24 protein-coding genes are annotated in these 26,019 nt (G+C 71.2%); 4 read left to right on the top strand and 20 right to left on the bottom strand.

Annotation, left to right across the window (positions count from 1 at the left end; translation table 11 throughout):
* Window positions 1-75 precede the first annotated feature (75 nt).
* The 4 genes from ACIBK8_RS15955 to ACIBK8_RS15940 all read right to left on the bottom strand — a co-directional run bounded on the left by ACIBK8_RS15955 (window position 76) and on the right by ACIBK8_RS15940 (window position 6,329).
* Window positions 76-2,187, bottom strand: a complete 2,112-nt coding sequence (locus ACIBK8_RS15955; protein WP_399042407.1) for a flotillin family protein — start codon at window positions 2,185-2,187, stop codon at window positions 76-78.
* A 107-nt stretch (window positions 2,188-2,294) separates the two neighbouring features.
* Window positions 2,295-2,891, bottom strand: coding sequence for a hypothetical protein (locus ACIBK8_RS15950; RefSeq protein ID WP_399042406.1), 597 nt, complete (start codon window positions 2,889-2,891; stop codon window positions 2,295-2,297).
* A gap of 208 nt (window positions 2,892-3,099) precedes the next feature.
* Window positions 3,100-4,191, bottom strand: a complete 1,092-nt coding sequence (locus ACIBK8_RS15945) for a PucR family transcriptional regulator (protein ID WP_399042595.1) — start codon at window positions 4,189-4,191, stop codon at window positions 3,100-3,102.
* Between the two features lie 176 nt (window positions 4,192-4,367).
* Window positions 4,368-6,329 carry an NAD-binding protein gene (locus tag ACIBK8_RS15940; RefSeq protein ID WP_399042594.1) on the bottom strand — a complete coding sequence of 654 codons (1,962 nt, stop codon included), beginning with the start codon at window positions 6,327-6,329 and terminating at the stop codon, window positions 4,368-4,370.
* A gap of 424 nt (window positions 6,330-6,753) precedes the next feature.
* On the opposite strand from ACIBK8_RS15940, the gene ACIBK8_RS15935 reads away from it, so the two are divergent.
* Window positions 6,754-7,422, top strand: coding sequence for a potassium channel family protein (locus tag ACIBK8_RS15935; protein ID WP_393687060.1), 669 nt, complete (start codon window positions 6,754-6,756; stop codon window positions 7,420-7,422).
* Window positions 7,419-8,090: a potassium channel family protein gene (locus ACIBK8_RS15930; RefSeq protein ID WP_399042405.1), complete on the top strand. Its 672-nt coding sequence runs from the start codon at window positions 7,419-7,421 to the stop codon at window positions 8,088-8,090. Before ACIBK8_RS15935 ends, ACIBK8_RS15930 begins: the two co-directional genes overlap by 4 nt.
* A 102-nt stretch (window positions 8,091-8,192) precedes the next feature.
* Here the strand turns inward: ACIBK8_RS15930 and ACIBK8_RS15925 are convergent, their stop codons facing one another.
* The 4 genes from ACIBK8_RS15925 to ACIBK8_RS15910 all read right to left on the bottom strand — a co-directional run bounded on the left by ACIBK8_RS15925 (window position 8,193) and on the right by ACIBK8_RS15910 (window position 12,933).
* On the bottom strand, window positions 8,193-9,083 hold the full coding sequence (locus tag ACIBK8_RS15925; RefSeq protein ID WP_399042404.1) for a DUF3159 domain-containing protein: 891 nt from the start codon (window positions 9,081-9,083) through the stop codon (window positions 8,193-8,195).
* Between the two features lie 3 nt (window positions 9,084-9,086).
* Window positions 9,087-9,485: an OB-fold nucleic acid binding domain-containing protein gene (locus tag ACIBK8_RS15920; protein ID WP_393686945.1), complete on the bottom strand. Its 399-nt coding sequence runs from the start codon at window positions 9,483-9,485 to the stop codon at window positions 9,087-9,089.
* Window positions 9,486-9,581: 96 nt separating this feature from the next.
* The gene (locus ACIBK8_RS15915) at window positions 9,582-10,265 is read right to left on the bottom strand and encodes a response regulator (protein ID WP_393686946.1); all 684 of its coding nucleotides are present in this window, start codon (window positions 10,263-10,265) and stop codon (window positions 9,582-9,584) included.
* A gap of 112 nt (window positions 10,266-10,377) precedes the next feature.
* Window positions 10,378-12,933, bottom strand: coding sequence for an ATP-binding protein (locus tag ACIBK8_RS15910; RefSeq protein ID WP_399042403.1), 2,556 nt, complete (start codon window positions 12,931-12,933; stop codon window positions 10,378-10,380).
* A gap of 461 nt (window positions 12,934-13,394) precedes the next feature.
* Here ACIBK8_RS15910 and ACIBK8_RS15905 point away from each other — a divergent pair, with 461 nt between their 5' ends.
* The gene (locus ACIBK8_RS15905) at window positions 13,395-13,916 is read left to right on the top strand and encodes a GNAT family N-acetyltransferase (RefSeq protein WP_399042593.1); all 522 of its coding nucleotides are present in this window, start codon (window positions 13,395-13,397) and stop codon (window positions 13,914-13,916) included.
* A gap of 121 nt (window positions 13,917-14,037) precedes the next feature.
* On the opposite strand, the gene ACIBK8_RS15900 is transcribed toward ACIBK8_RS15905, so the two are convergent.
* The 9 genes from ACIBK8_RS15900 to ACIBK8_RS15860 all read right to left on the bottom strand — a co-directional run bounded on the left by ACIBK8_RS15900 (window position 14,038) and on the right by ACIBK8_RS15860 (window position 23,312).
* On the bottom strand, window positions 14,038-14,877 hold the full coding sequence (locus ACIBK8_RS15900) for a pentapeptide repeat-containing protein (protein ID WP_399042402.1): 840 nt from the start codon (window positions 14,875-14,877) through the stop codon (window positions 14,038-14,040).
* A 156-nt stretch (window positions 14,878-15,033) separates the two neighbouring features.
* Window positions 15,034-15,735, bottom strand: a complete 702-nt coding sequence (locus ACIBK8_RS15895) for an ABC transporter ATP-binding protein (RefSeq protein WP_399042591.1) — start codon at window positions 15,733-15,735, stop codon at window positions 15,034-15,036.
* Window positions 15,736-16,365: 630 nt separating this feature from the next.
* Window positions 16,366-17,037, bottom strand: a complete 672-nt coding sequence (kdpC, locus tag ACIBK8_RS15890; protein WP_399042401.1) for a potassium-transporting ATPase subunit KdpC — start codon at window positions 17,035-17,037, stop codon at window positions 16,366-16,368.
* Window positions 17,034-19,133, bottom strand: a complete 2,100-nt coding sequence (gene kdpB, locus ACIBK8_RS15885; protein WP_399042399.1) for a potassium-transporting ATPase subunit KdpB — start codon at window positions 19,131-19,133, stop codon at window positions 17,034-17,036. The genes kdpC and kdpB overlap by 4 nt, the downstream gene beginning before the upstream one ends.
* A gap of 32 nt (window positions 19,134-19,165) precedes the next feature.
* The gene (gene kdpA / locus ACIBK8_RS15880; protein ID WP_399042398.1) at window positions 19,166-20,881 is read right to left on the bottom strand and encodes a potassium-transporting ATPase subunit KdpA; all 1,716 of its coding nucleotides are present in this window, start codon (window positions 20,879-20,881) and stop codon (window positions 19,166-19,168) included.
* Between the two features lie 7 nt (window positions 20,882-20,888).
* On the bottom strand, window positions 20,889-20,978 hold the full coding sequence (gene kdpF, locus ACIBK8_RS15875; protein WP_018543380.1) for a K(+)-transporting ATPase subunit F: 90 nt from the start codon (window positions 20,976-20,978) through the stop codon (window positions 20,889-20,891).
* Between the two features lie 447 nt (window positions 20,979-21,425).
* A complete protein-coding gene (locus ACIBK8_RS15870) occupies window positions 21,426-22,199 on the bottom strand; it encodes a DUF3710 domain-containing protein (RefSeq protein WP_399042397.1) in 774 nt (257 codons plus the stop codon).
* Between the two features lies 1 nt (window position 22,200).
* A complete protein-coding gene (gene dut / locus ACIBK8_RS15865; RefSeq protein WP_399042396.1) occupies window positions 22,201-22,722 on the bottom strand; it encodes a dUTP diphosphatase in 522 nt (173 codons plus the stop codon).
* Complete coding sequence (locus ACIBK8_RS15860; RefSeq protein ID WP_399042394.1) at window positions 22,719-23,312, bottom strand: PaaI family thioesterase; 594 nt, start codon at window positions 23,310-23,312, stop codon at window positions 22,719-22,721. Before ACIBK8_RS15860 ends, dut begins: the two co-directional genes overlap by 4 nt.
* Window positions 23,313-23,370: 58 nt before the next feature.
* Between ACIBK8_RS15860 and ACIBK8_RS15855 the strand changes: the two genes are divergently transcribed.
* The gene (locus tag ACIBK8_RS15855; protein ID WP_399042393.1) at window positions 23,371-23,814 is read left to right on the top strand and encodes a DUF3093 domain-containing protein; all 444 of its coding nucleotides are present in this window, start codon (window positions 23,371-23,373) and stop codon (window positions 23,812-23,814) included.
* A gap of 69 nt (window positions 23,815-23,883) precedes the next feature.
* Here ACIBK8_RS15855 and ACIBK8_RS15850 read toward each other — a convergent pair whose 3' ends face one another.
* The 3 genes from ACIBK8_RS15850 to ACIBK8_RS15840 all read right to left on the bottom strand — a co-directional run.
* On the bottom strand, window positions 23,884-24,612 hold the full coding sequence (locus ACIBK8_RS15850) for a hypothetical protein (RefSeq protein WP_399042392.1): 729 nt from the start codon (window positions 24,610-24,612) through the stop codon (window positions 23,884-23,886).
* Between the two features lie 102 nt (window positions 24,613-24,714).
* On the bottom strand, window positions 24,715-25,017 hold the full coding sequence (locus ACIBK8_RS15845) for a DUF4193 domain-containing protein (protein ID WP_016575747.1): 303 nt from the start codon (window positions 25,015-25,017) through the stop codon (window positions 24,715-24,717).
* A 561-nt stretch (window positions 25,018-25,578) separates the two neighbouring features.
* Window positions 25,579-26,019, bottom strand: a 441-nt coding sequence (locus tag ACIBK8_RS15840; RefSeq protein WP_399042391.1) for a sensor histidine kinase, incomplete at its 5' end; no start/stop codon positions are given.

Raw genomic sequence — 26,019 nt, 5'->3', positions numbered from 1 at the left:
GCGGCGGGCACGCGGCTGATCCGCCGCGTGCCGCCGCCCCGCGGCCCGCTCCCCCGCCGCGCCTGCGGACCTTCGCTACGAGGCGTGCGCCGCACTGCCGTTGCGGGCGGCCGGCAGCGTGGCGCCGAGGTCACCGATCCTGGTGTCGGCCAGGCCGCCCTCGCGCAGCGCGTCCAACAGGCCCTGGAGCGGCCCGGACTGCGGGCCGCCGGTCGCGATCAGCCGGCCCAGCGCGCCGGCCAGGGTCAGGTCGCGCAGCCCGGCCGCCCCGAGGCCGCCGAGTATCGCGCCCAGGTCGTCGGTGAACGTCGAGTGCTCCTTGTCGAGCCAGGGCCCGGCGAGTGTGCGGACCGTCTCGGAGCGGTCGACCAGCGCGTCCAGGCCCTTGGCGGTGCCGATGGAGCCGGCGAGCTTGTCGAAGAAGGCGCTCTCCCCGCCGACGATGTCGATGCGGGCCCCTTCCAGTCCGGTGGCGAGCACCGTCGCCTGGGCCTCGGCGACCTGCCGCCTGACGTCGATGTCCGCGAGGCGGATGTCCTTCTCGGCGGCGAGCCGCAGCCGGTACTCCTCGTGCTCCCGGCTCGCCGGGTCCAGCGCGGCCATCGCGGCGGCCTTTTCGGTGAGCCCCTCGGCCTCCGCCTTCAGCTTCTCGCCGATGGCGACGGCGTCGGCGAGCGCCTGCGCCTTGGTGCCTTCGGCGTCCGCGAGCGCCTTGAGGCGGGCGCCTTCCGCCTCGGCCTTGAGGAGCGCGCCGGCCGCCTCCGCCTCGGCGAGCCCGGACTTCTCGATGGCCTGCGCGTTCCGTTCGCGTACCTGGACGTCGGCGAGTCCGGCCGCGGCGGCTTCGGCCTGGATGCCTTCGGCGAGCCGGATCTTGGCCTGTGCGTCGAGTTCGGCGGTGCGGTGGCGGGTCTCGGCGAGCGTGGTCTGCTCGGCGGCGCGGTGGGTGGCCGCCTGCTCCGCCGCCTCGGCCGCCTTGATGTCCTTGACCAGGCGTTCCTGGGCCTCGGCCTCGGCGCGGATGATCAGCGACTGCCGCTCGCGCTCGGCCTCCTCGACCGTCCGCAGCTTCTTGATCTCCTCCTCCTGGGCGGCGACGGTCTTCTCGACCGCGATCCGCTCCCGGATGACGTCGGCGATCTCCCGCTTCTCCGCCTCGACTTCCTTGTCGGCGGCGATGCGGGTCAGCTGCGTCTCGCGTTCCCTGGCGATGACCTCAAGCAGCCGGTCCTTCTCGATGCGCTCGTTCTCGATGGCGATGACCCGTTCCCGGTTCTTGACCGCCACCGCGATCTCCCGCTCGCGGTTCTCGTTCTGGATGCCGAGCGCTTCCTCCGTCTTGAGGTGCGCGGCCTGCGCCCGCAGCCGCTCCTCGGCCTGGACGCGGGCGGTCTCGGCCTCTTCCCTGGCCCGGACGATCTCGATCTCGCGGTGCTGCTTGATCTCCGCGTCGGCCTGCCTGCGCTGGAGTTCGAGCACGGCTTCGCGGGCGTCGACGTTCTGCCGGGTGATCTCCTTCTCCTCGTGGCGCTGGTACTCGTTGGTGCGGACGTGCTCGATCGCGGTCAGCTCGGTGATCTTGCGGATGCCCTGTGCGTCGAGGATGTTGGCGGCGTCGAGCTGCGCCAGCGGGGTCTGCTCCAGGTAGTCGATGGCGGCGTCTTCGAGGCTGTAGCCGTTCAGGTCGGTGCCGATGACGGCGATGATGCGGTCGCGGAACTCGTCCCGCATCGTGTAGAGGTCCTGGAAGTCCAGCTGCTTGCCGACGGTCTTGAGCGCCTCGGAGAACTTCGCGTTGAACAGCGCCTGGAGGGTGCTGTCGTGGCTGGCGCGGTCGGTGCCGATCGCCTGGGCGACCTTGACCACGTCCTCCTTCGTCTTGTTGACGCGGACGAAGAAGGCGATCCGGATGTCGGCGCGGATGTTGTCCTTGCAGATCAGGCCCTCGTTGCCGGTGCGGCCGATCTCGATGGTCTTCACCGAGATGTCCATCACCTCGGCCTTGTGCAGCACCGGCAGCACCACGGCGCCGGTGAAGGTGACGTCGACCTTGCGGTACTTGGACACGATCAGCGCCTGGCCCTGGTGGACCTTGCGGTAGAGGCGGGTGACGGCGAAGACCGCCACGAGCACGATGAGGACGACGACGGCGATGGTCACGCCGATTCCTATGGTGATGGCATCCATCGGTGAATCCCTGTGTAGGTGCGGGAAGTTGACGACGCGTGAGCGTGGCGCGCGCGGCGAGCGGTGCGGCGCGCGGGGCGGCCGGGCGGAGCCGCCGGGGCGGGGTCTCAGGCGACGGGTTTGTGCGGGTCGAGGGCGCCGTCGAAGGGCGCGACCCGGAAGAACTCGCCGTCGGCGTCGTAGTCGAAGATGAGGGCGCTGCTGCCCGCGGCGAGGCCGGTCTCCTCGGTGCGTACCTGCACGATCGCGGTGGCACCGTCATCGGCGCGCACCTCGGCCTGGCCGAAGCCGGAGTCGACCCGGCCGGTGCGGATCACACAGATCCGGCCGATGAAGTCGTCGCGGGACGCGACCTGTTCGGGCGGCAGCACGCGGCGGGCGATGCGGGCCGCGAGGCGGGTGCCGGCCAAGGCGGCGGCCACCGCGACCGCGAGGGACGCGGCCCGCAGCGGGAGGTCGGCGGTCAGCGCGGCGCCCGCGAGGCTGACGAGCCAGGCGATGAGCAGTCCGAGTGACAGCGTCACCGTCACCGGAAGTCCGGCCTCCTGGGCGCCGGGGCCGGCGTGGCCATCCTCACCCCCGTCGAGGATGTGCACGCCGGCACCGCCGATCAGCACCAGCAGCCAGTACCCGGCGACGATGACCAGCGCGAAACTGAAGAGCGCCGCCGGGAAGGCGAGCGCAGCATGCAGAAAGTCGCCCATGGTCGTCCCCCGTAGCGCTGCCGATGACCGTGCCGCTGTCGATGCATCCATCGTGGCAGCGCAGGGGGCGCAGGCACATTGCCGGAATCCGGCAATCTTTACGCGTTCTTGATGGCCTGCTATCGCCGTACGGAGTGCGCCGCGGCGACCAAGCGCGGGACGGGGCGCGGCCCGGTGGGAGCGCGCCTACAGGGGCTTGTCCGGCCAGCTACAGGGGCTTGTCCGGCCAGCCCAGCACCCGGGCGCCCATCGCCGCGGTCTCCAGCGTGAAGCGCTGCAACCCGTCCGCGGGGTCGTAGCCGGTCAGGAACTTGATGCGGTCCAGGCGGTACGACAGGGTGCGCACGCTCAGCGACAGCCGGCGGGCCGCCTCGGCGTTGACGTAACCGGCCGCCGCGCACGCCGACAACGTCTCCAGCAGCGGCCCGGCCCCGCCCCGCGCCTGCGTCAGCGGCCCCAGGACGGTGCGCACCAGGTCGGCCATGGCCGCCCGGTCGCGCAGCAGCACCGGGAAAACCAGCAGGTCGGCCGCGCGCAGCACCGGCCCCGACAGCTCCAGCTGCTCGCCCAACTCCAGGGCGCCCAGGGCCTCTTCGTAGGAGCGCACCACGCCGCCCGCGCCGGAGTGCGGCCGTCCGATGGCGACCCGCCCGGCGCCCCGCTGCCCGTTCTCCGCCGCCCGCGCGAGGGTGGCGAAGGCGTCCAGGAGTGACTTCTCGGCGCTGGCGGCGATGCAGATCAGCCGGCCGTCCTTGGTGGTGATGAGCACATCGCGGTCGCCGAACCTGCCGATCAGCTCCCGCTCGACGCGGCGGGCCACGGGATGCACGTCGTCGAACGACCCGTCACCTTCGGCGACCGCGACGGCGTGGGCGTGGGCGAGCCGCAGCCCGAACCGTTCCGCGCGTTCGGCAAGACGCCCCAGGTCGCTGCGCCCGTAGAGCAGGTCGTCGACGAACTCCCGGCGGGCGGCCTCCTCCTGACGGACCGCCAGCCGCTGGGCGCGCTCGTGTCCCTCGCCGAGCGCGGAGACCGCCGCGTCGACGGCGGCCAGCAGGGCGTCGCCGGTCCTGGCGCGTTCGGCGGCACCTGCCGTGCGTGCCACACCGGGCAGCGTGCCCCAGAGCCTGCGGGTCTCGCCGAGGTACAGGCCGACCAGCTCCCGCAGCCCGTGCCCGGCCTCGGCCGCCTGCTCGCCGAGCGCCCGCAGCGACTCCAGTTCGGGCCTGCGCAGCGGCCGTCCGGTGGCCGATACGTCGCCGAGCAGGGCTCCGTATCCGTCGAGGTGGTCCGCGGATATGGCGGTCGTCCCCGGTGTCGTGCGGCGGCTCACCGGATCCCGCCGCACGATGCCGCGCCCGCGCCCGCAGGCCGCCCGTCACCCCGGCCGGCCGGCCGCCGGCCGCCCCCGCACCTGTCCACCACGTCGTGCACTCCTCACCCGTTGATTGCCGGATCCCGGATACCGGGACACCGTCAATCCTGCCGGATCCCGGCAGCGACCGGACGCCGGCCCAGCAGTTCGCCGAGCCCCTGGCGGGTGGCGGCGAGCAGCACCCGGTCCTGGGGCCGCAGCACATAGCCGTCGCCCAGCTCGTGCACGAGGTGGGCGGGCTCGCGCTCCTGGCCGGTCTGTTCGGCGGCGGGAGCGTCGTCGGCCGCGGGGTCGTCGGGTGCCGAGGTGTCCACGGCCAGCACCCGCAGCCGGCCGGGGCGCAGCACCTCGCCGACGGTGCGGCCCGCCAGCTCCGGGTGCCCGCGCGCCTCGACGCGGGCGACCAGCAGCACCCGGCGCTCGACGGGGACGGCACCGATGATCTGACGGCCCATCATGGCGCCGGCGAAGGCGGGCGCCGCCAGGAAGGTGACGCTGCGGCTGCGGGTCAGGGCGCGCGGGTGGGCGGCGCGCAGGGTGCGGTAGACGGCGGTGGCGAAGCGGTCGTCGAACAGCCGCAGCGTCACCCGCAGCCGCGGGGTGAGCGAGCGGGCGTACAGGGCGGCCTCCAGGTTGGTGCTGTCCACGCTGGTCAGGGCCAGCAGGGTGCGGGCCCGCCCGATCTTGGCCGCCTCCAGGACGCCTTCGTCGGTGACGTCCCCCAGGACGGTGGGCACCCGCAGCCTGCGGGCCAGCGCGATCCCGCGCGCCTCGGGGTCGGCCTCGACGCACACCACGGGGATGCCCATCTCGTGCAGCCTGGCCAGCACCCGGGTACCGACCTTGCCGAGGCCGAGCAGCACCACGTGACCGGACAGGCCGCGCGGCGGACGGCGCAGCGCGGCGGCGCTGCGGAACGTCCCCAGCGCCTCCAGAACCGCCGCGATCAGCACCGGCAGCAACAGCAGTCCCGTCAGACCGGACAGCAGTTGCAGCACCTTGCGGGCGAGCGGCTCGTCGACCGCCGGGTCGTTGATGGCGAACAGGTCGAGGAGGGAGAGGTACGCGGCGTGCAGCGGGGGCTCGCCGGTGGTGAGGGTGGAGGCGACGGCGAGCGCCAGCACCGCGCCGACGATGCCGGCGAGCGAGAAGCGCAGCCGCCGGGAGAAGAACGAGCCGAGCGGGGCGCCGCGACCGCGCAGCGTACGCGGGCGCACCTCCCGCCCGGCGTAGGAGACGGCCTCCAGGACGACGGGGCTGCGGCCGGAGGCGACGGCCGCGGCGGCCGTCGCGTCGTCGGGGAGCATCACCGGCCCGTCGTCAACGCCGAGGCCGCCGTGGGCGGCGCCCTCGCCCGCCGGCTCGTCGGCGGACGGGGACAGCAGGGCCAGGGTGCACAGGGCGGGCCCCGAACGGCCCGGCCTGCCCGGCGGGCGCTCCACGGCGCGCAGCAGCAGCCCGTCCGCCTCGATGACCTTGCTGGTCCCGGCGACGGCGGTGGCCGTGAGGGCGGGCGCCACGGTGTCGGCGTCGGAGAGCACGGTGGTGGAGGCGTCCACCGCCCCGGCGCCCTCCGGGTCGTCCCGAGCGGCCACCGCAGCCGCCTGGTCGAGCAGCTCTTCCAGCTGCTGGCCGAGCTTGCGGTTGTAGAGCCGGATGACCAGCCGCAGGCGGGGGTTGAGGCGGCGGGCGCGCAGCGCGGCGTGGATGTTGGTCTCGTCGTCGTCGTAGACCAGCGCCAGCGCACCGGCTTCGGGGATCCGCGCCTCGATCAGCGTCTCGTCGTCCGCCTCCGCCGACTCCAGGATGCGCACGGCCTCCTCGGGCGGCTCGTCCCCGTCGGCCCCCGGCCCGTCGGACGACAGCAGCGAGGTCCGGGCCATCGCCGCCGAGACGCGTCCCAGCAGGGCGGTGGCCCGGCCCAGTCCCGGCAGCGCGGGCAGCACGCGCGGGCGCTGCGGTTCCCGGCCCGATGGCAGGACCAGGGTCACCCGCTCGCGGTAGACCTCCCGCAGCTCCGCGGCGATCCGGTGGGCGAGGGCGTCGTCACCGCAGACCACCATGTGCGGGGGCGGCGGGGGCTGGTGGGATTGTTGAGGCAGGTTGGGCACACCGCGTAGGTTGCCTCATGATCACCGGGCGGCGCATCCGGCGGCGGGCCCTCCGGATGGCCCCCGCCCCCTCGCGCACCGGCCCCCCGTACACACCGCCGCAGGCCCGGCCCGCCGGCCCCCTCCGGACACCCCGAAACGGAACCCGCGTCATCACTTCGGTGAGTGTCCCGCACGTCACCGACCGCACACACCACCCTTCCGCGGGACGGAACGCCCCCGCGGATGAGGGCAGCACGGGGGATGCGGCATAAGCTCGTCCCCCGGGCAACGCCGAACGCCGTTGCCCCGTTGGTGCCCGGCAGCCGGAGAGAGAAGAGTGAGCAGGGTGTTTGTGCAGGTCAGCGGCATGATCAGGACTGCGGGGTAGGTGAAGGTGCACATCGTCATCATGGGATGCGGGCGCGTCGGCTCCGCGCTCGCACAGACCCTGGAGAGCCAGGGCCACACCATCGCCGTCGTCGACCAGGACCCGACCGCCTTCCGCCGCCTGGGCTCCTCCTTCGGCGGACGCAGAGTGACCGGCGTCGGCTTCGACCAGGACACCCTGCGCGAAGCCGGCATCGAGGAGGCGGGCGCGTTCGCCGCCGTCTCCAGCGGCGACAACTCCAACATCATCGCCGCCCGGGTGGCCCGCGAGATGTTCGGCGTCGAGAACGTCGCGGCCCGGATCTACGACCCGCGCCGCGCCGAGGTCTACCAGCGCCTGGGCATCCCCACCGTCGCCACCGTCCGCTGGACCGCGGACCAGATGCTGCGCCGGCTGCTGCCATCCGGCGCCGAACCCCTGTGGCGCGACCCCAGCGGCGGCGTCCAGCTCGCCGAGGTGCACACCTCCGCCTCCTGGGTCGGCCACACCATCGGCAAGCTCCAGGAAGAGACCGGCGTCCGCGTCGCCTTCCTGACCCGGCTGGGCGAGGCGATGCTGCCGACCTCCCGGACGGTCCTGCAGGAAGGCGACCTGGTGCACGTGATGATGCGCGTCGACGACGTCGAGACCGTCGAAGCGGCATTCGCCGAAGGACCTGAGGAGGCCCACGCATGAGGGTCGCGATTGCGGGCGCGGGCGCAGTGGGCCGGTCCATCGCCGGCGAGCTGCTGGAGAACGGGCACGAGATCCTGCTCATCGACAAGGCGCCGACCGCCATCTCCGTCGAGCGGGTGCCGCTCGCCGAGTGGCTGCTGGCCGACGCCTGCGAGATCACCTCGCTGGACGAGGCGGCGCTGCAACGCTGCAACGTCGTCATCGCGGCGACCGGCGACGACAAGGTCAACCTCGTCGTCTCGCTGCTCGCCAAGACCGAGTACGGCGTCCCGCGGGTGGTCGCCCGGGTCAACAACCCGAAGAACGAGTGGCTCTTCAACGAGTCCTGGGGCGTCGACGTCGCCGTCTCCACCCCGCGCCTGATGTCCGCCCTGGTCGAAGAGGCGGTGAGCGTCGGCGACCTCGTACGGCTGCTGCGCTTCAGCCACGGCGACGCCAACCTCGTCGAGCTGACGCTGCCCCCGGAGGCGGCCCTGGCCGGCACCCGGGTCGGCGACGTGGACTGGCCCGAGGACACCTCCCTGGTGACGATCATCCGCGGCACGCGGGTGCTCACCCCCAACAAGGAGGACGCCCTGGAAGCCGGCGACGAGCTGCTGTTCGTCGCGGCCCAGTCACGCGAGGAGCAGCTGGAGGACCTGCTGTCGGTCCGCCGCAAGGACAGCTGACCGCCACGGGCGGGCCCGCGCGCACCGCGCAGCGCCCGCCCCGCAAGCCGAAGGGCCCGGGAACCTCATGGTTCCCGGGCCCTTCGGCACTGTGGTGAGCGGTCAGCGGCGGTGCCGCGGCCCGTCCTTCGACGAACCACGGGCCCCCGCATCGGCAGCTCCGGGCACGGCGCCCTGCACCAGCCCGTCCACGGCCGGACCACGCTTCGCGCGCTCCTTCGCCTCCTGCTCCGCCTTCTCCGCCGCCTCCATCTCCGCGAACACGTCGATCGGCGGCGGCGCCTTCGCGAGGAACACCCAGGTCAGATAGACGGCGAGGAGGAACGGCGGGATCTTCAACGCGATCAGCACCCAGCCGAGCTGAGCGGTGTCCGCCCACCAGTACAGCGGGAAGAGAATCGCGCACTTCGCGAACAGGATCAGCCCCCACGCCCAGCTGGCCTTCGCATACGCCTTCTTACGGCCGGGATTACGGGTCCGCCAGGACAGGTTCTCCTTGAACACCGGGCCCAGGATCAACCCGATCAACGGGACACCCGCGACGGTCGTCACCATGTACGCCAGCGCCAGACCCAGCGTGTACAGCATGCCCGGCAGGTAGAAGTCCTTGGCGTTGCCGGTCATCATCGCGAAGACGACGCCGAACGCGACACCGAAGACCCCGCCGAAGGCGTGCTTGATGGTGTCCCTGCGGACCAGCCGCACCGCGGCCAGCACCAGCGAGACCGCGAGCGCCGCGATCGCCGAGACGTGCAGGTCCTTGTTCACCGTGAAGATCGTGACGAACAGCAGGCCGGGCAGCACGGTCTCCACCATGCCCCGGACACCGCCGAACGCCTCGAACAGGGCCGCCTCGGTGACGGCCTTGCCGTCGGCGTCCGCTCCTGCCGTGCCCGCGCCCGCGGCCGGGTCTGCGGAGGAATCCGTGTGCGCAGCGGCGGCGGGCGGGGATTCTGCGAAAGCGTCAGTGGTCGGTCGGTCGTGAGACGTCACCGGCTACTCCTGTCCGAGCGGTCGGAGTTCGTACTTCGGATTGAAGAGCACCCGGCGTCCGTGGCTCATGGAGAGACGGCCCGATGCGATGAGCTTGCGGCCCGGCTCTATGCCGACGATGGAGCGGCGGCCGAGCCACACCACGTCGAGCGCGGCCGAGCCGTCGAACAGCTCCGCCTCCAGCGCGGGCACACCGGCACGTGGCCGCAGCGTCACATGCCGCAGGGTGCCGGTGACCTTCACGATCTGCCGGTCGTCGCAGTCACATATACGGGTGCAGCCCGTCGCCTGCGTATCCTCCCGCAGCTCGGCGGTCTGCAGCTCCTCCTCGGAGGACGACAGCCTGTCGAGCATCCGGCGGAAGCGGCCGGCCGGCTTCTCGGATCGGATCCCAGCACTCATAACTCCAGCGTACCGGTGCGCCGGGCCCCCGATCACTGCCCGGACGCCCGCTCCACCCGGCCCCGCGGCACACGGCACCCCGCGGACGGCCGCCCCTCACTGCTCGAACCGGTACCCCATCCCCGGTTCCGTGACGAAGTGCCGCGGATGCGAGGGGTCACTCTCCAGCTTCCGGCGGAGCTGGGCCATGTAGACCCGCAGATAGTTGGTCTCCTTGCCGTACGAAGGCCCCCACACCTCCTGGAGCAGCTGCTTCTGGCTCACCAGGCGGCCCGCGTTGCGCACCAGCACCTCCAGGAGGTGCCACTCGGTCGGTGTCAGCCGGATGTCCCGGCCGTCCCGGTTGACCTTCTTCGCCGCGAGATCGACGGTGAAACCCTCCGTCTCGACGATCACGTCGGCCCCCGCCGACCCCGTCGGCTCCGCTCTTCTCACCGCCGCCCGCAATCTGGCCAGCAGCTCATCCATGCCGAACGGCTTGGTCACGTAGTCGTCCGCCCCGGCATCCAGCGCCTCGACCTTCTCGTCGGACGTCTGCCGGGCGGACAGCACCAGAATCGGCACCCGCGTCCAGCCCCGCAGCCCCTTGATCACCTCGACGCCGTCCATGTCGGGCAAGCCGAGGTCGAGCACCACGACGTCGGGATGGCGGGCGGCGGCCAGTTTCAGGGCACTGGCCCCGTCGGCAGCCGCATCGACCTCGTACTTGCGCGCCTTCAGGTTGATCACGAGGGCGCGGACGATCTGCGGCTCGTCATCGACCACAAGCACCCGGTTCACTGGAGTTCTCCTCGCGGTATCGGTGTCCACGGGGCCCGGCCCGCGGAACGAAGAATGGGAACGGCCGCAACGGCCGCGGCGCAACAGACGGCGGCCGGCCCCGCCTCCCGGCTCATGTGACGGCCTGCGCCGGCAGATCCGGCCTGACCGGCGGGCGGCCCGGCGCCGCCCGCAACGTGAGCACCATCGTCATCCCGCCGCCCGGGGTGTCCTCCGCGACGAGCGTGCCGCCCATCGCCTCGGCGAACCCACGCGCCACAGCAAGCCCCAGGCCCACCCCCGCACCACGCGGCGCGTCACCATGACGCTGGAACGGCTCAAAAATCCGGTCCTTGGCCTCATCCGGGACACCCGGGCCACGGTCGACGATCCGCACCTCCACCCGGTCCCCCAACGCACTCGCCGCGACCAGCACCTCCGTGGCGTCCGGGCTGTACTTCACCGCGTTCTCCACCAAGTTGGCCACCGCACGCTCCAGCAGCCCCGGATCGACGGCGATGATCGGCAGCTCCTCCGGAATGTCCAGCGTCACGCTGCCCTCCGGCACCCCGCCCAGCGCCATCGGCACCACCTCGTCGAGGTCGATCTCCCGGATCAGCGGGGTCACCGTGCCGGTCTGCAGCCGCGACATGTCCAAGAGGTTGCCGACCAGGTGATCGAGCCGGTCGGCGCCCGCCTCGATACCGGCCAGCAGCTCCGCCTCGTCCTCCGGCGACCAGGCGACGTCGTCGGAGCGCAGCGACGTGACCGACGCCTTGATACCGGCGAGCGGCGTCCGCAGATCGTGACTGACCGCGGCCAGCAGCGCCGTCCTGATCCGGTTGCCCTCCGCCAGCTCCCTGGCCTGCGCCGCCTCCCCCACCAGACGCTGCCGGTCCAGGACCACGGCGGCCTGCGCGGCGAACGCCGCCAGCACCCTGCGGTCCTCGGCGGGCAGCACCCGCCCGCTCAACGCCAGCGCCATGTGGTCACCGACCGGCATGTCGACATCCGCGTCCTCGGGCCGCAGCAGCGCCCTGTCGTCCGGTGTCTCCCCCACCCGGCCCGCACAGGTCCACGGATCCACATCGCTCTGCCGCTCCAGCAGCGCCACCGCGTCCATCGCGAACGTCTCCCGCACCCGCTCCAGCAGCGCGTCCAGACTCGTCTCGCCCCGCAGCACACTGCCCGCCAGGAACGACAGGATCTCCGACTCGGCCCGCAGCCGGGCCGCCTGATGCGTACGGCGGGCCGCCAGATCCACGACCGAAGCGACCGAGACCGCCACCGCGAAGAAGATCACGATGGCGACGAGATTCTCCGGATCGCTGACCGTGAGGGTGTGCGTCGGCGGCGTGAAGTAGAAGTTCAGCAGCAACGACCCGACGGCAGCCGACGCCAGCGCGGGCAACTGCCCGCCGAGCAGCGCCGCGACCACCGTCAGGAACAGGTACAGCAGCACGTCATTGGCCAGCCCCGGCCCCTCCTCGACACTGGCCAGCAGCAGCGACAGCAGCATCGGAGCGACCACCCCCACCAGCCAGCCGGCGATGATCCGCGCCCGGCCGAGCCGGGCACCACGCGCGACCGGCAGCCCACGCCCCTTGGCGACCTCGTCGTGCGTGACGATGTGCACGTCCAGATCAGGACCCGACTCCCGGGCGACCGTGGCACCGACCCCCGGACCGAACACGTACTGCCACGCCTTGCGACGACTGGAACCCAGCACGATCTGAGTGGCGTTCACCCCCCGCGCGAACTCCAGCAACGCGGCCGGTATGTCATCCCCGATGACGTGGTGAAACGTCCCGCCCAAGTCCTCCACCAGCGTCCGCTGGACCGCCAGTTCCTTGGGCGAGGCGGACGTCAGCCCGTCGCTGCGCGCTATGTACACGGCGAGCACCTCGCTGCCCGAACCCTTGGCCGCCATCCGCGCGGCACGGCGGATGAGAGTACGGCCCTCCGGGCCACCCGTCAGCCCGACCACTATCCGCTCGCGCGCCTGCCAGGTCGACCGGATGGAATGCTCGGCGCGGTACTGCTGAAGGTATTCGTCCACCCGGTCGGCGACCCACAGCAGCGCCAGCTCGCGCAGCGCCGTGAGATTCCCCGGGCGGAAGTAGTTCGACAGCGCGGCATCCACCTTGTCGGGCTTGTAGATGTTGCCGTGCGCCATCCGGCGACGCAGCGCCTGTGGCGACATGTCGACGAGTTCGAGCTGCCCCGCCCGCCGCACCACCTCATCCGGGACGGTCTCCTGCTGCCGGACGCCGGTTATCGCCTCGACCACGTCCCCCAGCGACTCCAGATGCTGGATGTTGACCGTGGAGATCACATCGATGCCGGCTTCCAGCAGCTCCTCGATGTCCTGCCACCGCTTGCCGTTGCGCGAACCGGGAACGTTGGTGTGCGCCAGCTCGTCGACGACAGCGACGGACGGCCTGCGCTCCAGAACCGCGTCGACGTCCATCTCGGTGAACGTCGCGCCCCGGTACTCCATCTCACGGCGCCGCACCTGCTCAAGCCCGTGCAGCATCACTTCCGTACGCGGCCTGCCGTGGTGCTCGACGAACGCCACCACGAGGTCCGTCCCCCGCTCCACACGGCGGTGCGCCTCCGACAGCATCGCGTACGTCTTGCCGACGCCAGGTGCCGCGCCGAGATATATCCGTAGCTTGCCGCGTCCCATGGCCTCATTGTCTTACGTGAAGGCCGCCCCCACCGGGCTGGACCTGCTCCGACAGTACCTACCCCCGGAGCGGACAAACGCCCAGGAGGCCAAGGCGGGGACGGGTTTTGACGCGACCCTGATGTTTGACGCGCCCTTGACGCAGAACGCGACGAATCGCCGCCCCGGGGACCGTCGAAACTCCGCTCCGCACCGGGCACGCCCGTGGGAAGCGGCCCTACCTGGCGGGGTGGGAGGCTGCGACGATGACCGCCGCCGGGTCGTCGGAACAGTCACGGAGGCGACGGCGACGACCGACCGCTACGAACGGGAGAACCATGAAGCCGGAGGGAACCGCCGTGAGCGAGGGCACTCAGGATGACGTCGAGGTGCGAGGGAAGGGGCGGAGCGCAGCAGCGGCATCCCCGCAGGTCGGTCCGCAGGCCACCGGCCACCCCACGTCTCCCGGCAGCACGGCCACCCTGCGCGTCGCCCACACCGCCGACCTCGACGCGGCCACCCTCCGCACCGCACGCGCCCTCCTCCACGACGTCTTCGACACCATGACCGCCGACGACTGGGAACACGCCTGCGGCGGCCTGCACGCCCTGATCCACGAGAACGGCGAGCTGATCGGACACGCCTCCGTCGTCCAACGCCGGCTGCTGCACGACGGCCGGGCCCTGCGCTGCGGCTACGTGGAAGGCGTCGGCGTCCGCGCGGACCGACGCGGACGGGGCCACGGCGCGGCCCTCATGACAGCCCTGGAACGAGTGGTACGCGGCGGCTACGACCTGGGAGCCCTCTGCGCGTCCGACGAAGCCACCGCCTTCTACGCCGCCCGCGGCTGGCAACTGTGGCGCGGCCCGTCCGCCTCCTTCACCCCGGACGGCATCCGCCCCACCCCCGACGAGGACGGCAACCTCTACGTCCTGCCGACCACCGTCCCGCTCGACCTCGACACCCGCCTGACCTGCGACTGGCGCGACGGCGACGTCTGGTGACAGCCACCTCGGCGCCCCGCTTCCCCGCGCCCTGTGTCCCGTGTCCCGTGTCCCGTGTCCCGTGTCCCGTTACCGTGCGGCGGGCCGCGGTCCGAGCCCTCAGCAGCGGCTCACCGCACCGTCACCGCGACCAGTGCCCGGGGCGGCTCAGCCCCGACGGCAGCTTCGTCGCCGCGTCCCCCTTGGCGGCATTGAGCTGCGACTGGGTCAGGAAGAGACAACCGGTGAGGTCGGCACCGCTGAGGTCGGCGTCCCGGAAGTCCACCCCGATGAGGTCCGCCGACCGCAGATCGGCGCCCTTGAGGTCGGCCGCGATCAGATACGCGCCCCGGAGGTTGGCCCCCCGCAACGCCGCGCCCCGCAGCCTGGCCCCCATCAGGTCGGCACCCCGGTGGTTCTTCTTACGCCCCGGCACCTCGGCCCGCACCAGCTCGCTGACCCGCAGCAACAGCCCGCTGATCTCGTGACGGATCTCCGCCACGTCCGTCCCGATGAGCGTCTCGGCGCTGCTGCGGGTGAGGGCATCGATGTCGTCGAACGCCCGCCGCAACTCACCGTGGAGCGTACGGGCCTGCGGCAGCGCCAGCGACTCGGTCAAGTACCAGAGCAGTTCGTGGAGTTGCCGCATCACGGGAAAGACATCGAACATCTGGCGGGCGGTGTGCGGCGCCTGCCGCCAGTCCTGACCCCCGTACGTCGTCTGCGAGACCTTCTGTCCCGCGCCGAAGCAGTCGAAGACGGTGCAGCCGGAGAAGCCCCGCTCGCGGAGGCTGCTGTGGATGCCGCAACGGAAGTCGGTCTGCAGATTCCCGCACGGCGTGCCCGCCGGCTTGTCCACGGCGAAGCCGGACGAGGCCGCGAAGGGCAGCGCGACACAGCACAGCCCGAAACAGTTCGCGCAGTCCGCCTGCACCTCACTGCGGCCCCCACCGGACACGGGGGCTTCACACTTCTCGGACACCGCGTGCCATCTCCTGCCACAAAAAAACGAGCGCCGCCGTGTAGCGCGCTGGGAGCGTCCTATTCTCCCCGATATCCAGCACGGCTACGGGCCACGGGGCCCCGCCCCCTCCCTCCCCCACCCCCTCGCCCCCGCTCCCCTCCACCCTCCCCGCGATCACCCCACCTCTGCCGCCTCCTCCACCTCGTCCACCTCTTCCGTGATCACCCCATCGCTCAGCTCCAGGACACGGTCGGCGAGAACGATGAGGTGGGGGTCATGGGTGGCGACCAGCGCCGTGACGCCCTCGCTGCGGACGACCGCGCGCAGCAGCTCCATCACCTCGCGTCCCGTCTCGGCGTCCAGCTGTCCGGTGGGCTCGTCCGCTATGAGCAGGGCGGGGCGGTTGGCGAGCGCGCGGGCAATCGCGACGCGTTGCTGCTGCCCGCCGGACAGTTCACCGGGCCGCTGTTCCGTGTGATCGGCGAGCCCGACCAGCGAGAGCAGCAGGGCGACGCGTTCCTCCCGCTCACGTGGCGCCACTCTGTTCAGCCGCAGAGGCACCCCGACATTCTCGGCAGCGCTGAGGATCGGTATCAGCCCGAAGGACTGGAAGACGAACCCGATGCGGTCGCGCCGCATCTCCAGGACACCGCTCTCGTCGAGGTCCGCCAGGCACGTCCCGTCGACCGTGATCCGTCCGGAATCGGGGGTGTCCAGGCCGCCGACGAGGTTGAGGAGCGTGGTCTTGCCTGAGCCCGATCTACCCCGCAGGGCGACGAGTTCCCCCCTCGGGACGCGGCAGTTGACACCTCGCAGGGCATGGACAGCTCCGGCGGCGCTCCCATAGCTGCGGTGCACATCCTCAACGACGACCATGGGCCCGGACGCCGCCTCTTCCTCCGACAACACCGCCCCCACCGCACCCGGCGCCGCGTCGCGCTTCCCCTCCTCGGCGGTGCCACCGTCCCGCCGCCCGCCACCCCTACCGCTTCTCTCGTCCGTCATCCCCGCTCCCCCGCTTTCCTCAGCTGCCTGCGCGGCGCGGCCTGCTCGCGCCGCTCTCCCCTCCCCTACCACCAGCCTTCACTCCCCTCGGCCGTCTCCGTGATGATCGCCCGCGGCCCCGGATCGCCGTGCGTCGCCTGCTGGTTGCGTCAGTATGCGTACGCCGCGATCCGGCAGGCAACGCCTGTGGATAACTCCTGAATCCCGCTCGATTTCCACCCGGATCAGCCACCGCCGCACGGGCCGAGAATGCACCGCCGGCCAGAGGAGCCTCCCGGAGATCACCACGGGAGCACCAGCAACAAGGGAACATTGCCCCTGCCCCAAACGCCCGCGGTGGCCCGCGCACACAAGCGCAAGCCACCGCAGCGTCAACCCTCGACGTCAACTTTCACCAAGGGAAGTCACCCCTCACCCTCCGACGCAGTTCGCTTCACCGCGCGGAGGCGACAGTCGGCTGCCCCGCAACCAACGTGCCTTGGTGTGCACCGGCCGAACCGGTCATCCCTTCTGGTGCGCCATCTCCCGCAGCGCGGTGTTCAACTCCAGGACGTTGACGCGCGGTTCTCCCATGAAGCCCAGGACGCGTCCCGTGGTGTGGTCGGCCACCAGCCGGCGCACCGTCGCGTCGTCGAGGTGGTTCTCCTTGGCGACACGGTCCACCTGCAACTGTGCGTACGCCGGGGAGATGTCCGGGTCGAGGCCGGATCCGGAGGACGTCACGGCATCCGCCGGCACCTTCGCTTCCGGCACTCCGTAGGTCACGGAGACCCAGTGCTTGCGTTCCTTGACGGCCTTGACCAGTTCGGTGTTGCTCGCGGCCTGGTTCGTGGCGCCGGAGACCTGGAGGTCGTAGCGGGTGTTGACGCCGTTGTCCTTGTTGCTGCCCAGCCCTGCCGAGGGCCGCGGCTGGAAGAACTTGAGGTCCGGCACCGGGTTGCCGTGCTTGTCGTGGCCCTTGTCGTAGCGCTGGCCGAGCAGTGACGAGCCGACGACCTTGCCCTCGGAGCGCACCTCGGATCCGTTGGCCTTCTCGGAGAAGGCGGCCTGGGCGACGCCGGTGACGGCCAGGGGGTAGAGCACCCCGCAGATGACGGTCAGGACGAGGAGGGCGCGCAGGCCCGCGGCTGCCAGCCGTGCGGTGCTGCGTACGGAGTTGTTCACGAGGGTCACCCGATTCCGGGGATGAGGGACAGCAGCAGGTCGATGGCCTTGATGCCGAGGAACGGTGCGATGAGGCCGCCGAGTCCGTAGACGGCCAGGTTGCGGCGGAGCATCCGGTCGGCGCTGACCGGGCGGTAGCGCACTCCCTTGAGGGCCAGTGGCACCAGGGCGATGATGATCAGGGCGTTGAAGATGATCGCGGAGAGGATCGCGGAGTGCGGTCCCGACAGCCGCATGATGTTGAGGGTGTCCAGGCCCGGGTAGGCCGCGGCGAACATCGCCGGGATGATCGCGAAGTACTTCGCGACGTCGTTGGCGATGGAGAAGGTCGTCAGCGCGCCCCGGGTGATGAGGAGTTGCTTGCCGATCTCGACGATCTCGATGAGCTTGGTCGGGTTGGAGTCCAGGTCCACCATGTTCCCGGCCTCCTTGGCGGCCGAGGTGCCGGTGTTCATGGCCACGCCGACGTCCGCCTGGGCGAGTGCGGGGGCGTCGTTGGTGCCGTCGCCGGTCATCGCGACGAGCTTGCCGCCGGACTGTTCCCGCTTGATGAGCGCCATCTTGTCCTCGGGTGTGGCTTCCGCGAGGAAGTCGTCGACACCCGCCTCTTCGGCGATGGCCTTGGCCGTCAGCGGGTTGTCGCCGGTGATCATGACGGTCTTGATGCCCATGGAGCGCAGGGCGTCGAACCGTTCGCGCATGCCCTCCTTGACGACGTCCTTGAGGTGGATGACGCCCAGCAGCCGTGCGCCGTTCTCGTCCTCCATGGCGACCAGCAGCGGTGTGCCGCCGGCCTGCGAGATGGTGTCGGTGAGTTGGGCGGCGTCCTCGGCGACGGTGCCGCCGCGTTCGCGGACCCAGGCGATGACGGAACCGCTCGCGCCCTTGCGGACCTTGCGGCCGTCCACGTCCACTCCGGACATCCGGGTCTGTGCGGTGAACGGCACCCACTCGGCGTCGACCAGCTCGCCCTGGTGTCGCTCGCGCAGTCCGTATGCCTCCTTGGCGAGGACGACGACCGAGCGGCCTTCGGGTGTCTCGTCGGCGAGTGAGGAGAGTTGGGCGGCGTCCGCGACTTCGGCGGCTGTCGCTCCGCGTACGGGTACAAATTCGGCGGCCTGACGGTTGCCGAGGGTGATGGTGCCGGTCTTGTCGAGCAGCAATGTCGATATGTCACCCGCTGCTTCGACGGCCCGGCCCGACATCGCCAGCACGTTGCGCTGCACGAGGCGGTCCATTCCCGCGATGCCGATGGCCGACAGCAGCGCACCGATCGTCGTCGGGATGAGGCACACCAGCAGGGCCAGCAGCACGGTCATCGACTGCCGTGCGCCCGCGTAGACGGCGAACGGCTGCAGGGTGACGACCGCGAGCAGGAAGATGATGGTGAGGGACGCGAGCAGGATGTTCAGCGCGATCTCGTTGGGGGTCTTCTGCCGTGCGGCGCCCTCGACGAGGTTGATCATCCGGTCGATGAAGGTCTCGCCCGGCTTCGTCGTGATCTTGACGACGACCCGGTCGGACAGCACCTTCGTGCCGCCGGTCACCGCGGAGCGGTCGCCGCCGGATTCGCGGATGACCGGCGCGGACTCGCCCGTGATGGCGGATTCGTCGACGGATGCGACACCTTCGACGACGTCTCCGTCGCCGGGGATGATGTCGCCGGCCTCGCAGACGACGAGGTCACCGATGCACAGGTCGGTGCCGGGCACCGATTCCTCCGTCGTGCCGTTGAGCCGGCGCGCCACGGTGTCGGTCTTGGCCTTGCGCAGGGTGTCGGCCTGCGCCTTGCCGCGTCCTTCGGCCACCGCTTCGGCGAGGTTCGCGAAGATCACGGTGAGCCAGAGCCAGGCGGCGATGGCCCAGCCGAAGCCGTCCGAGGGCGCCAGGCAGGCGAAGACGGTGGTCAGCAGGGCGCCGACCTCGACGACGAACATCACCGGCGAGCTGACCATCACGCGCGGGTCGAGCTTGCGCAGCGCGTCCGGGAAGGAGGCGATGAGCTGTCGGGGGTCGAACAGGCCGCCGCCCACAGGGCCGCCGCCTGGCCGGTTTCCGCCGGAGACGTCCTGGTGCGGGGCGCGGGTCGGGGTTGCTGTGGACATGGAGCCGGGCTCCTCCGGTTTCACGGGTGCGGTCATGACAGCCCCTCGGCGAGCGGCCCGAGGGCCAGTGCGGGGAAGTAGGTCAGACCGCTGATGATCAAGATCGTGCCGACGAGCAGCCCCGCGAAGAGCGGCTTCTCGGTACGGAGGGTGCCGGCGGTCTCGGGTACGGGCTGCTGCCCGGCGAGCGAGCCGGCGAGTGCCAGGACGAACACCATCGGCAGGAAGCGGCCGAGCAGCATGGCGAGGCCGATCGTGGTGTTGTACCAGGGGGTGTTGGCGTTGAGTCCGCCGAACGCGGAGCCGTTGTTGTTGGCTCCGGAGGTGAACGCGTAGAGGACTTCGGAGAATCCGTGCGGTCCTGCGCCCAGCGCCTTGGTGTTGAGGATCGAGCCCAGGGCGTCGGGCAGCACCATCGAGGCGGCGGTGAAGCCGAGTACCAGAGTGGGGGTGACCAGGAGGTAGCACGCGGCGAGTTTGATCTCGCGGGTGCCGATCTTCTTGCCGAGGTACTCGGGGGTCCTGCCGACCATCAGGCCGGCGATGAACACCGCGATGATCGCCATGATGAGCATGCCGTAGAGGCCGGATCCGACGCCGCCCGGGGCGATTTCACCGAGCATCATGCCGAGCAGTTGGATGCCGCCGCCGAACGCGGTGAACGAGGAGTGGAAGGAGTCGACGGCTCCGGTGGACGTGAGGGTGGTGGCGACCGAGAAGATCGCCGAGCCGCCGATGCCGAAGCGGTTCTCCTTGCCTTCCATGGCCGCGCCCGCGGCCTGCAGGGCCGGGCCGCCGTGCGCGAACTCGGTCCACATCATCAGCGCGGTGAAGCCGAGCCAGATGATGCCCATCGCGGCAAGGATGGCGTAGCCCTGCCGGAGGTTCCCGATGAGCCGGCCGAAGGTACGGGTCAGCGAGAAGGGGATGACGAGGATCAGGAAGACCTCGAAGAGGTTGGTGAAGCCGTTGGGGTTCTCGAACGGGTGGGCGGAGTTGGCGTTGAAGTAGCCGCCGCCGTTGGTGCCGAGTTCCTTGATGACTTCCTGGGAGGCCACCGCGCCGCCGTTGGTCTGCTGGGTGCCGCCCATGAACTGTCCGAGCCCGTGGATGCCGGAGAAGTTCTGGATGGCGCCGCACGCGACGAGCACGATCGCGCCGACGACGGCGATCGGTATGAGCACGCGGGTGACGCCGCGCACCAGGTCGGTCCAGAAGTTGCCGAGGTCACCGGTGCGTCCGTCGGCGTCCGCTGCGCCGCCCCGGACGCGCGCCCGGACTCCGGCGAAGCCGCGGATCAGGGCGACGGCGACGGCCATGCCGGTGGCGGCCGATACGAAGTTCTGCACCGCGAGGCCGGCGGTCTGCACGACGTGGCCCATGGCCTGTTCGCCGCTGTAGGACTGCCAGTTGGTGTTCGCGACGAAGGACGCCGCGGTGTTGAACGCCTGGTCCGGGCTGATCGACGTGAAGCCGAGTGACAGCGGCAGGACGCCCTGGAGTCGCTGGAGCAGGTAGAGGAAGAGCAGTCCCGCCGCGGAGAACGCCAGCACCGACCGCAGGTAGGCGGGCCAGCGCATCCCGGCGTTCGGGTCGGCGCCTATGCAGCGGTAGATCACCTTCTCCACGCGCAGGTGTTTCGGGGAGCTGTAGACGGCGGCCATGTGGTCGCCGAGAGGGCGGTACGCCAGGGCCAACGCCGCGATGAGCGCTGTCAGCTGAAGCACGCCGGCAAGAACGGGGCTCATACGGTGCTCAGAACCTCTCCGGGAATACGAGGGCGAGAACCAGATAGCCGAGCAGGGCGACGGCCACGACAAGGCCGACGATGTTCTCCACGGTCACAGCTTCGTCACCCCCTTGGCGACGAGAGCCACCAACGCGAAGACCGCGATCGTGACGACGACGAAGGCCACGTCGGCCATCGCTTGCTCCTAGGAACGGCGGGATTCGGACCCTTAGAGCAAACCCCCGTGACGTCGGCGCACGACCATCGTTGACGCCTCCCATACGGCGGGCGGCGTTCCCTTGACGGTTTCCCTACGCCCCCGCTCCCACCTGCGCCGACACCGTCGCGGACGCCTGTGCACAAGGGGCTCACGGCGGCACGCGGACGGCGCACGGGCCGTCGTCACAGGGGCAATTCCAGCCGACACGAACAGGCGCGAACAGCAACAGGGGCCGTACCCCCGCGTGGGGAGTACGGCCCCTGTGACCGTGGTGCGGTACGGCCCGCCGTCGGAACCCGGGACGCTACGCGCCGGCCGGCAGGTCCCGCCCGGCGGCCCTGGTTCAGCGGATCTCGGTGATCTCCGGTCCGCGCTCCAGGCGCTCGACGCCGCCGCCGAAGCGCGACCCTTCGGCCGGCTCCTGCTGCACGCCGTCGGGCACCATCTGCGCGTCGTCCGGCAGCTTCAGGACGATCGGGTCGCGCGGCGCCATCGGGGCGTCGCCGCGGATCACGACGGTGTCCAGGAAGATGTGCTCCAGTACCCCGGCGGCCTGCGGCTGCACCGCGCCCTGCCCGGAGATGACGCCGCGCAGGAACCACCGCGGCCCGTCGACGCCGACGAAGCGCACGACCTGCACGCCGTTCGTCCCGTCCGGGAGCTGTACGGGCACCTGGGCGCGCAGTTCCCACCCGAGGGGGCCCTCGACCTCGTCGATGACGCCGCCCTGCTGGGTGATGCCGGAGGCGATCTCCTCGCGGACCTCGCCCCAGATCCCCTCGTTCTTGGGGGCGGCGAACGCCTGGAGCTGCACGGCGCTGTCCTGCAGCACCACCGTCGCGGCGACGATCGCGTCACCGGCGACCTCCACCCGCAGCTCCATGCCCTCGACGCCGGGCACGAACAGGCCGCCGAGGTCGACCCGGCCCTCGGCGGGGTCCTTGACCTCCGACACGTCCCAGGGCCCGTCGGGACGCGGCGCGGGCGGCAGGGCGAGCCGCTGGTCGTCGGCCGCGTCCTCCCCGTCGGCCTCGTCGCTCACCGCCGTCCCGTCGGCGAGCTCCGTGTCCTCCGCCGGCTCGTGCGCAGCCTCGTTCTTCTTGCGACGTCCGAACACGTCACTGTCCTTCCCGGTCGGCACCGACCGATGCGTAGCCATTCCCGCCCGTGGAGCCGCCCACCGCCGCATGGCCGCCGGTGGACCCGAATCCCCCCTCGGCCCGCGCCGAGCCGGGAAGTTCCGCCACCTCGTGGAAGCGCACCTTCTCGACCTGCTGGACGACCAATTGGGCGATCCGGTCGAACCTCTCGAACCGCACGCTCTCGCGCGGATCCAGATTGACCACGATCACCTTGATCTCCCCACGGTACCCGGCATCCACCGTCCCAGGGGCATTCACCAACGCCAGTCCGCAGCGGGCGGCGAGGCCGGAACGCGGGTGCACGAAGGCGGCGTAGCCGTCGGGCAGCGCGATCGACACACCGGTGGGCAGCACCGTGCGCTCGCCCGGCGCGAGTTCGGCGGCCTCACGGGTCACCAGATCGACGCCGGCGTCGCCGGCATGCCCGTACGAGGGGACGGGTACGTCGGGGTCGAGCCGTCGCAGCAGTACGTCGACGGGATTGCGTCCCTGGCTCACGGGTTCACCTCGAAGGCACGTGCGCGCTTGACCTGGTCCGGGTCGGCCATCGCCGCCTGGATCTCCTCGGTCCTGCCATTGTCGATGAAGTGGTCGACCTTCACCTCGATGAAGACGGCGTCGGCCCGCACCGCGGCCGGTCCGTCGGGGCCGCCTATCCGGCCGACGGCGGTCGAGTAGATCTTCCGGCCGTGCACCGCGGTGACCCGCGCGTCCAGGTACAGCACGGTGCCCAGCGGCACCGGGCGCAGGAAGTCGGTCTCCAGCCTGCCGGTCACCGCGATCACCCGCAGCAGCCAGTTCAGCGCGCCGAGCGTCTCGTCGAGCGCGGTGGCCAGTACGCCGCCGTGCGCGAGGCCGGGGGCGCCCTGGTGGGCTTCCTTGACCGTGAATTCGGCGCTGATGCTCACGTCCTCGCCGGCCCGCGCCTCCAGGTGCAGGCCGTGCGGCTGGCCGGTGCCGCAGCCGAAGCAGCGGTCGTAGTGCGCGCCGAGAAGTTCTCCGGGCGCCGGCGCCTCGGGGTGCCGGACCGGGGCGACGGCGTCCTCGGGTGGCGTCAGCCGCGTCCTGGGTTCGTCAGTTCCACTCACGAGTGCAGACCCTACCCGCGCGCGTCAGGGGCCCGCGCCGCCGTGCCAAGCTGGTGCCATGCAGCCGTACGAAGAACGTCTCACCGCGCCCCGCTCCTGGTGGGTGATCGCCGCCCTGATCGGTGTCGCCTGCGCCCTGATGCTGCTCCCCGTGGGGACGCTGCCGATGCTCGGCGGGCTGATCGGCGGGGCGGCGCTGTCCGCGGTGGCGGTGAGCTCGTACGGCTCGGCGCGGATCCGGGTGGTCGGCGACGCGCTGATCGCCGGCGACGCGAAGATCCCGCTGACGGCGCTGGGCGCGGCCGAGGCGCTGGACGCGGAGGAGGCGGCGGCCTGGCGTACGCACAAGGCCGACGCCCGTGCGTTCATGCTGCTGCGCAGCTACATCCGTACCGCGGTGCGGGTGGAGATCGACGATCCGTCGGACCCGACGCCGTACGCGTACCTGTCGACGCGTGAGCCGGAGCGTCTGGTGGCGGCCCTGGCAGCCGTTCGCGCCTGACCTGCGGGAACGGGGGCGGCGGCCCGCGGAGCGGATTCCGGCCGGTCCTGTGGGCTTCCTGCGGGCCGGTCAGGGGGTGCGCGGGGCGGCCGGGAGGGCGTCCCACGGCACCTGCCGGGCGCGCAGGTCCTTGCGGATGGTCGCCGCGAGCTTTCCGGTGTCCCGGCGGTTCAGGAACGCGCCGACCGCGGCGCCGACCAGGAACGGGGTGAGGTTGGGCAGATTGCGCAGCGTCCGCTTCATGATCTGCTGGCGCAGTTCGCGCTTCATCTGCCCGCCGAGCGCGACGTTCACCGTGGCCGGTTTCGTGACCTCGATGCCGCGTTCCCCGGTCCAGGACGTGAGGTAGGCCATGGCCCGCTGCTTGCGGGTGCCCTGCGGTCGCAGGCCGTAGACCTCGTGGAGTTCGGCGATGAGTTTGATCTCGACCGAGGCCACGCCGACGACTTCGGCGGCCAGCTCGGCCGGCATGGCGGGCGGCACCGGCAGCATCGCGGCGGCGCCCACACCGGCGCCGACCGTTGCGGTGGCCCTGGTGGCGCCCGCGACGAGCTTGTCGGCGAGTTCCTCGGGGGTCAGTCCGGGGAACTGGGCGCGCAGGGTGGCGAGGTCGCGGACCGGGATGCGCGGGGCGGTGGCGATCAGCCGGTCGGCGATGGCGGCGAGTGAGGCCCGCGCGCTCCCGCCGCCCTTTCGGGCGCCACGGCCGACCCTGACCGCGAGCGAGGCCACGCGGCCTCGCTCCTGCGGTGCACCGGTCGTCCGCTCCGCGGGAAGGGCGGTCGGGTCGGCGGGCACGGGCGCGGTTTCCTCGCGTGATCGTGCGCCGGCCGCCGGGCCTCTTACGCCCTTGTGGCCCTTACGGAACGGGTTCACGCCTGCCACGGCGTCGACCGGTCCTCAGGCCGCGCAGTCGCGGCAGATCGGGTTGCCGTTCTTGTCCTCCGCCGCGAGCTGGCTGCGGTGGTGGACCAGGAAGCAGCTCATGCACGTGAATTCGTCCTGCTGCTTGGGCAGGACCCGTACGGCGAGCTCTTCGTTGGACAGGTCGGCGCCGGGGAGTTCCAGGCCCTCGGCCTGCTCGAACTCGTCGACGTCGACGGCCGAGGCGGACTTGTCGTTCCGCCGCGACTTCAGTTCTTCGATGCTGTCCTCGTTGAGGTCATCATCTGTCTTGCGTGGGGTGTCGTAATCCGTAGCCATGTCGCTCTCCCCCTCTGGGTGTCTGCGGTGTCTCAGCGCTCGTAACGCGTGAGAGGCCGGACTTGTGCCCGACCTGAGGCGGAGATTTTGCCTCACATCAAGGTCTGTTACTCAATCGACACCCAACCGCACCCCTGGCGAGGTGATCGGTTTGGATGGCGAACAGGACCGTACACGGTCCGAATGTCGCATCGCGCGGATGCCATCACGTGTACTTCCCGTGATCAGGGCCCCGGGAAACCCGGATTTTCCCGGCTTTCCACCGGGTGTTTTGATCACGGAGAGTTGATGCCCGGAATGCGGCTCCTGTGAGCGATCACACACAGGAGAACGACTGGGAAAGGCGTCTGAATTCCGCGCAAAGCGAACTCGGCGAAGGATGACCGCCGCGCCGCCGTCCCGTCAAACCGCGCCCCGGCCCCGAGGGGCTGTACGGCCGCTCAGTGAGCGATCGGCCGCACAAACGTCCGAGGAGGCCGGGGCCGCCGCTCCGCGCCTCCAGCAGCCGCACAGCCGCCACGGCGGGCCCTTCGGGGCGCCGCCGTCACAGCGGCAGGGCGGTCACAGCGGGAGGACGACCCGCATCGTGAGCCCGCCGCCCTCACGCGGCTCCGCCGTGATGCTCCCGTCATGCGCACGCACCACCGAACGCACGATGGACAACCCCAGCCCCACACCCTTGTCACTACCGGTCCGCTCCGTACGCAACCTGCGAAACGGCTCGAAAAGGTTCTCCACCTCATACGCCGGAACCACCGGACCCGTATTGGAGACCACCAACACCGCACACCCCGGCCGCGGCTCGGTGCCCACCTCCACCCAACCCTCACGCGACACGTTGTACCGCACCGCGTTCTGCACCAGATTCAACGCAATCCGCTCCAGCAGCACACCACTGCCCTGCACGAACACCTGCTGACGCACCCCACGGAACTCCACACCCCGCGACTGCGCCTCCCCCCGCGACTGCTCCACCGCCTGCGACGCCACCTCCGACAGATC

The organism is Streptomyces sp. NPDC050161 (assembly GCF_044460025.1).
GTDB lineage: Bacteria > Actinomycetota > Actinomycetes > Streptomycetales > Streptomycetaceae > Streptomyces.
This window is presented reverse-complemented; position numbering and strand designations above follow the sequence as displayed.

Coding starts and splice junctions, on each gene's coding strand:
- ACIBK8_RS15955 (WP_399042407.1), bottom strand. CDS start 2,187: ATGGATGCCATCACCATAGGAATCGGCGTGACCATCGCCGTCGTCGTC.
- ACIBK8_RS15950 (WP_399042406.1), bottom strand. CDS start 2,891: ATGGGCGACTTTCTGCATGCTGCGCTCGCCTTCCCGGCGGCGCTCTTC.
- ACIBK8_RS15940 (WP_399042594.1), bottom strand. CDS start 6,329: ATGGTGGTCTGCGGTGACGACGCCCTCGCCCACCGGATCGCCGCGGAG.
- ACIBK8_RS15930 (WP_399042405.1), top strand. CDS start 7,419: ATGAGGGTCGCGATTGCGGGCGCGGGCGCAGTGGGCCGGTCCATCGCC.
- ACIBK8_RS15920 (WP_393686945.1), bottom strand. CDS start 9,485: ATGAGTGCTGGGATCCGATCCGAGAAGCCGGCCGGCCGCTTCCGCCGG.
- ACIBK8_RS15910 (WP_399042403.1), bottom strand. CDS start 12,933: ATGGGACGCGGCAAGCTACGGATATATCTCGGCGCGGCACCTGGCGTC.
- ACIBK8_RS15895 (WP_399042591.1), bottom strand. CDS start 15,735: ATGGTCGTCGTTGAGGATGTGCACCGCAGCTATGGGAGCGCCGCCGGA.
- kdpB (WP_399042399.1), bottom strand. CDS start 19,133: ATGTCCACAGCAACCCCGACCCGCGCCCCGCACCAGGACGTCTCCGGC.
- kdpA (WP_399042398.1), bottom strand. CDS start 20,881: ATGAGCCCCGTTCTTGCCGGCGTGCTTCAGCTGACAGCGCTCATCGCG.
- ACIBK8_RS15855 (WP_399042393.1), top strand. CDS start 23,371: ATGCAGCCGTACGAAGAACGTCTCACCGCGCCCCGCTCCTGGTGGGTG.
- ACIBK8_RS15845 (WP_016575747.1), bottom strand. CDS start 25,017: ATGGCTACGGATTACGACACCCCACGCAAGACAGATGATGACCTCAAC.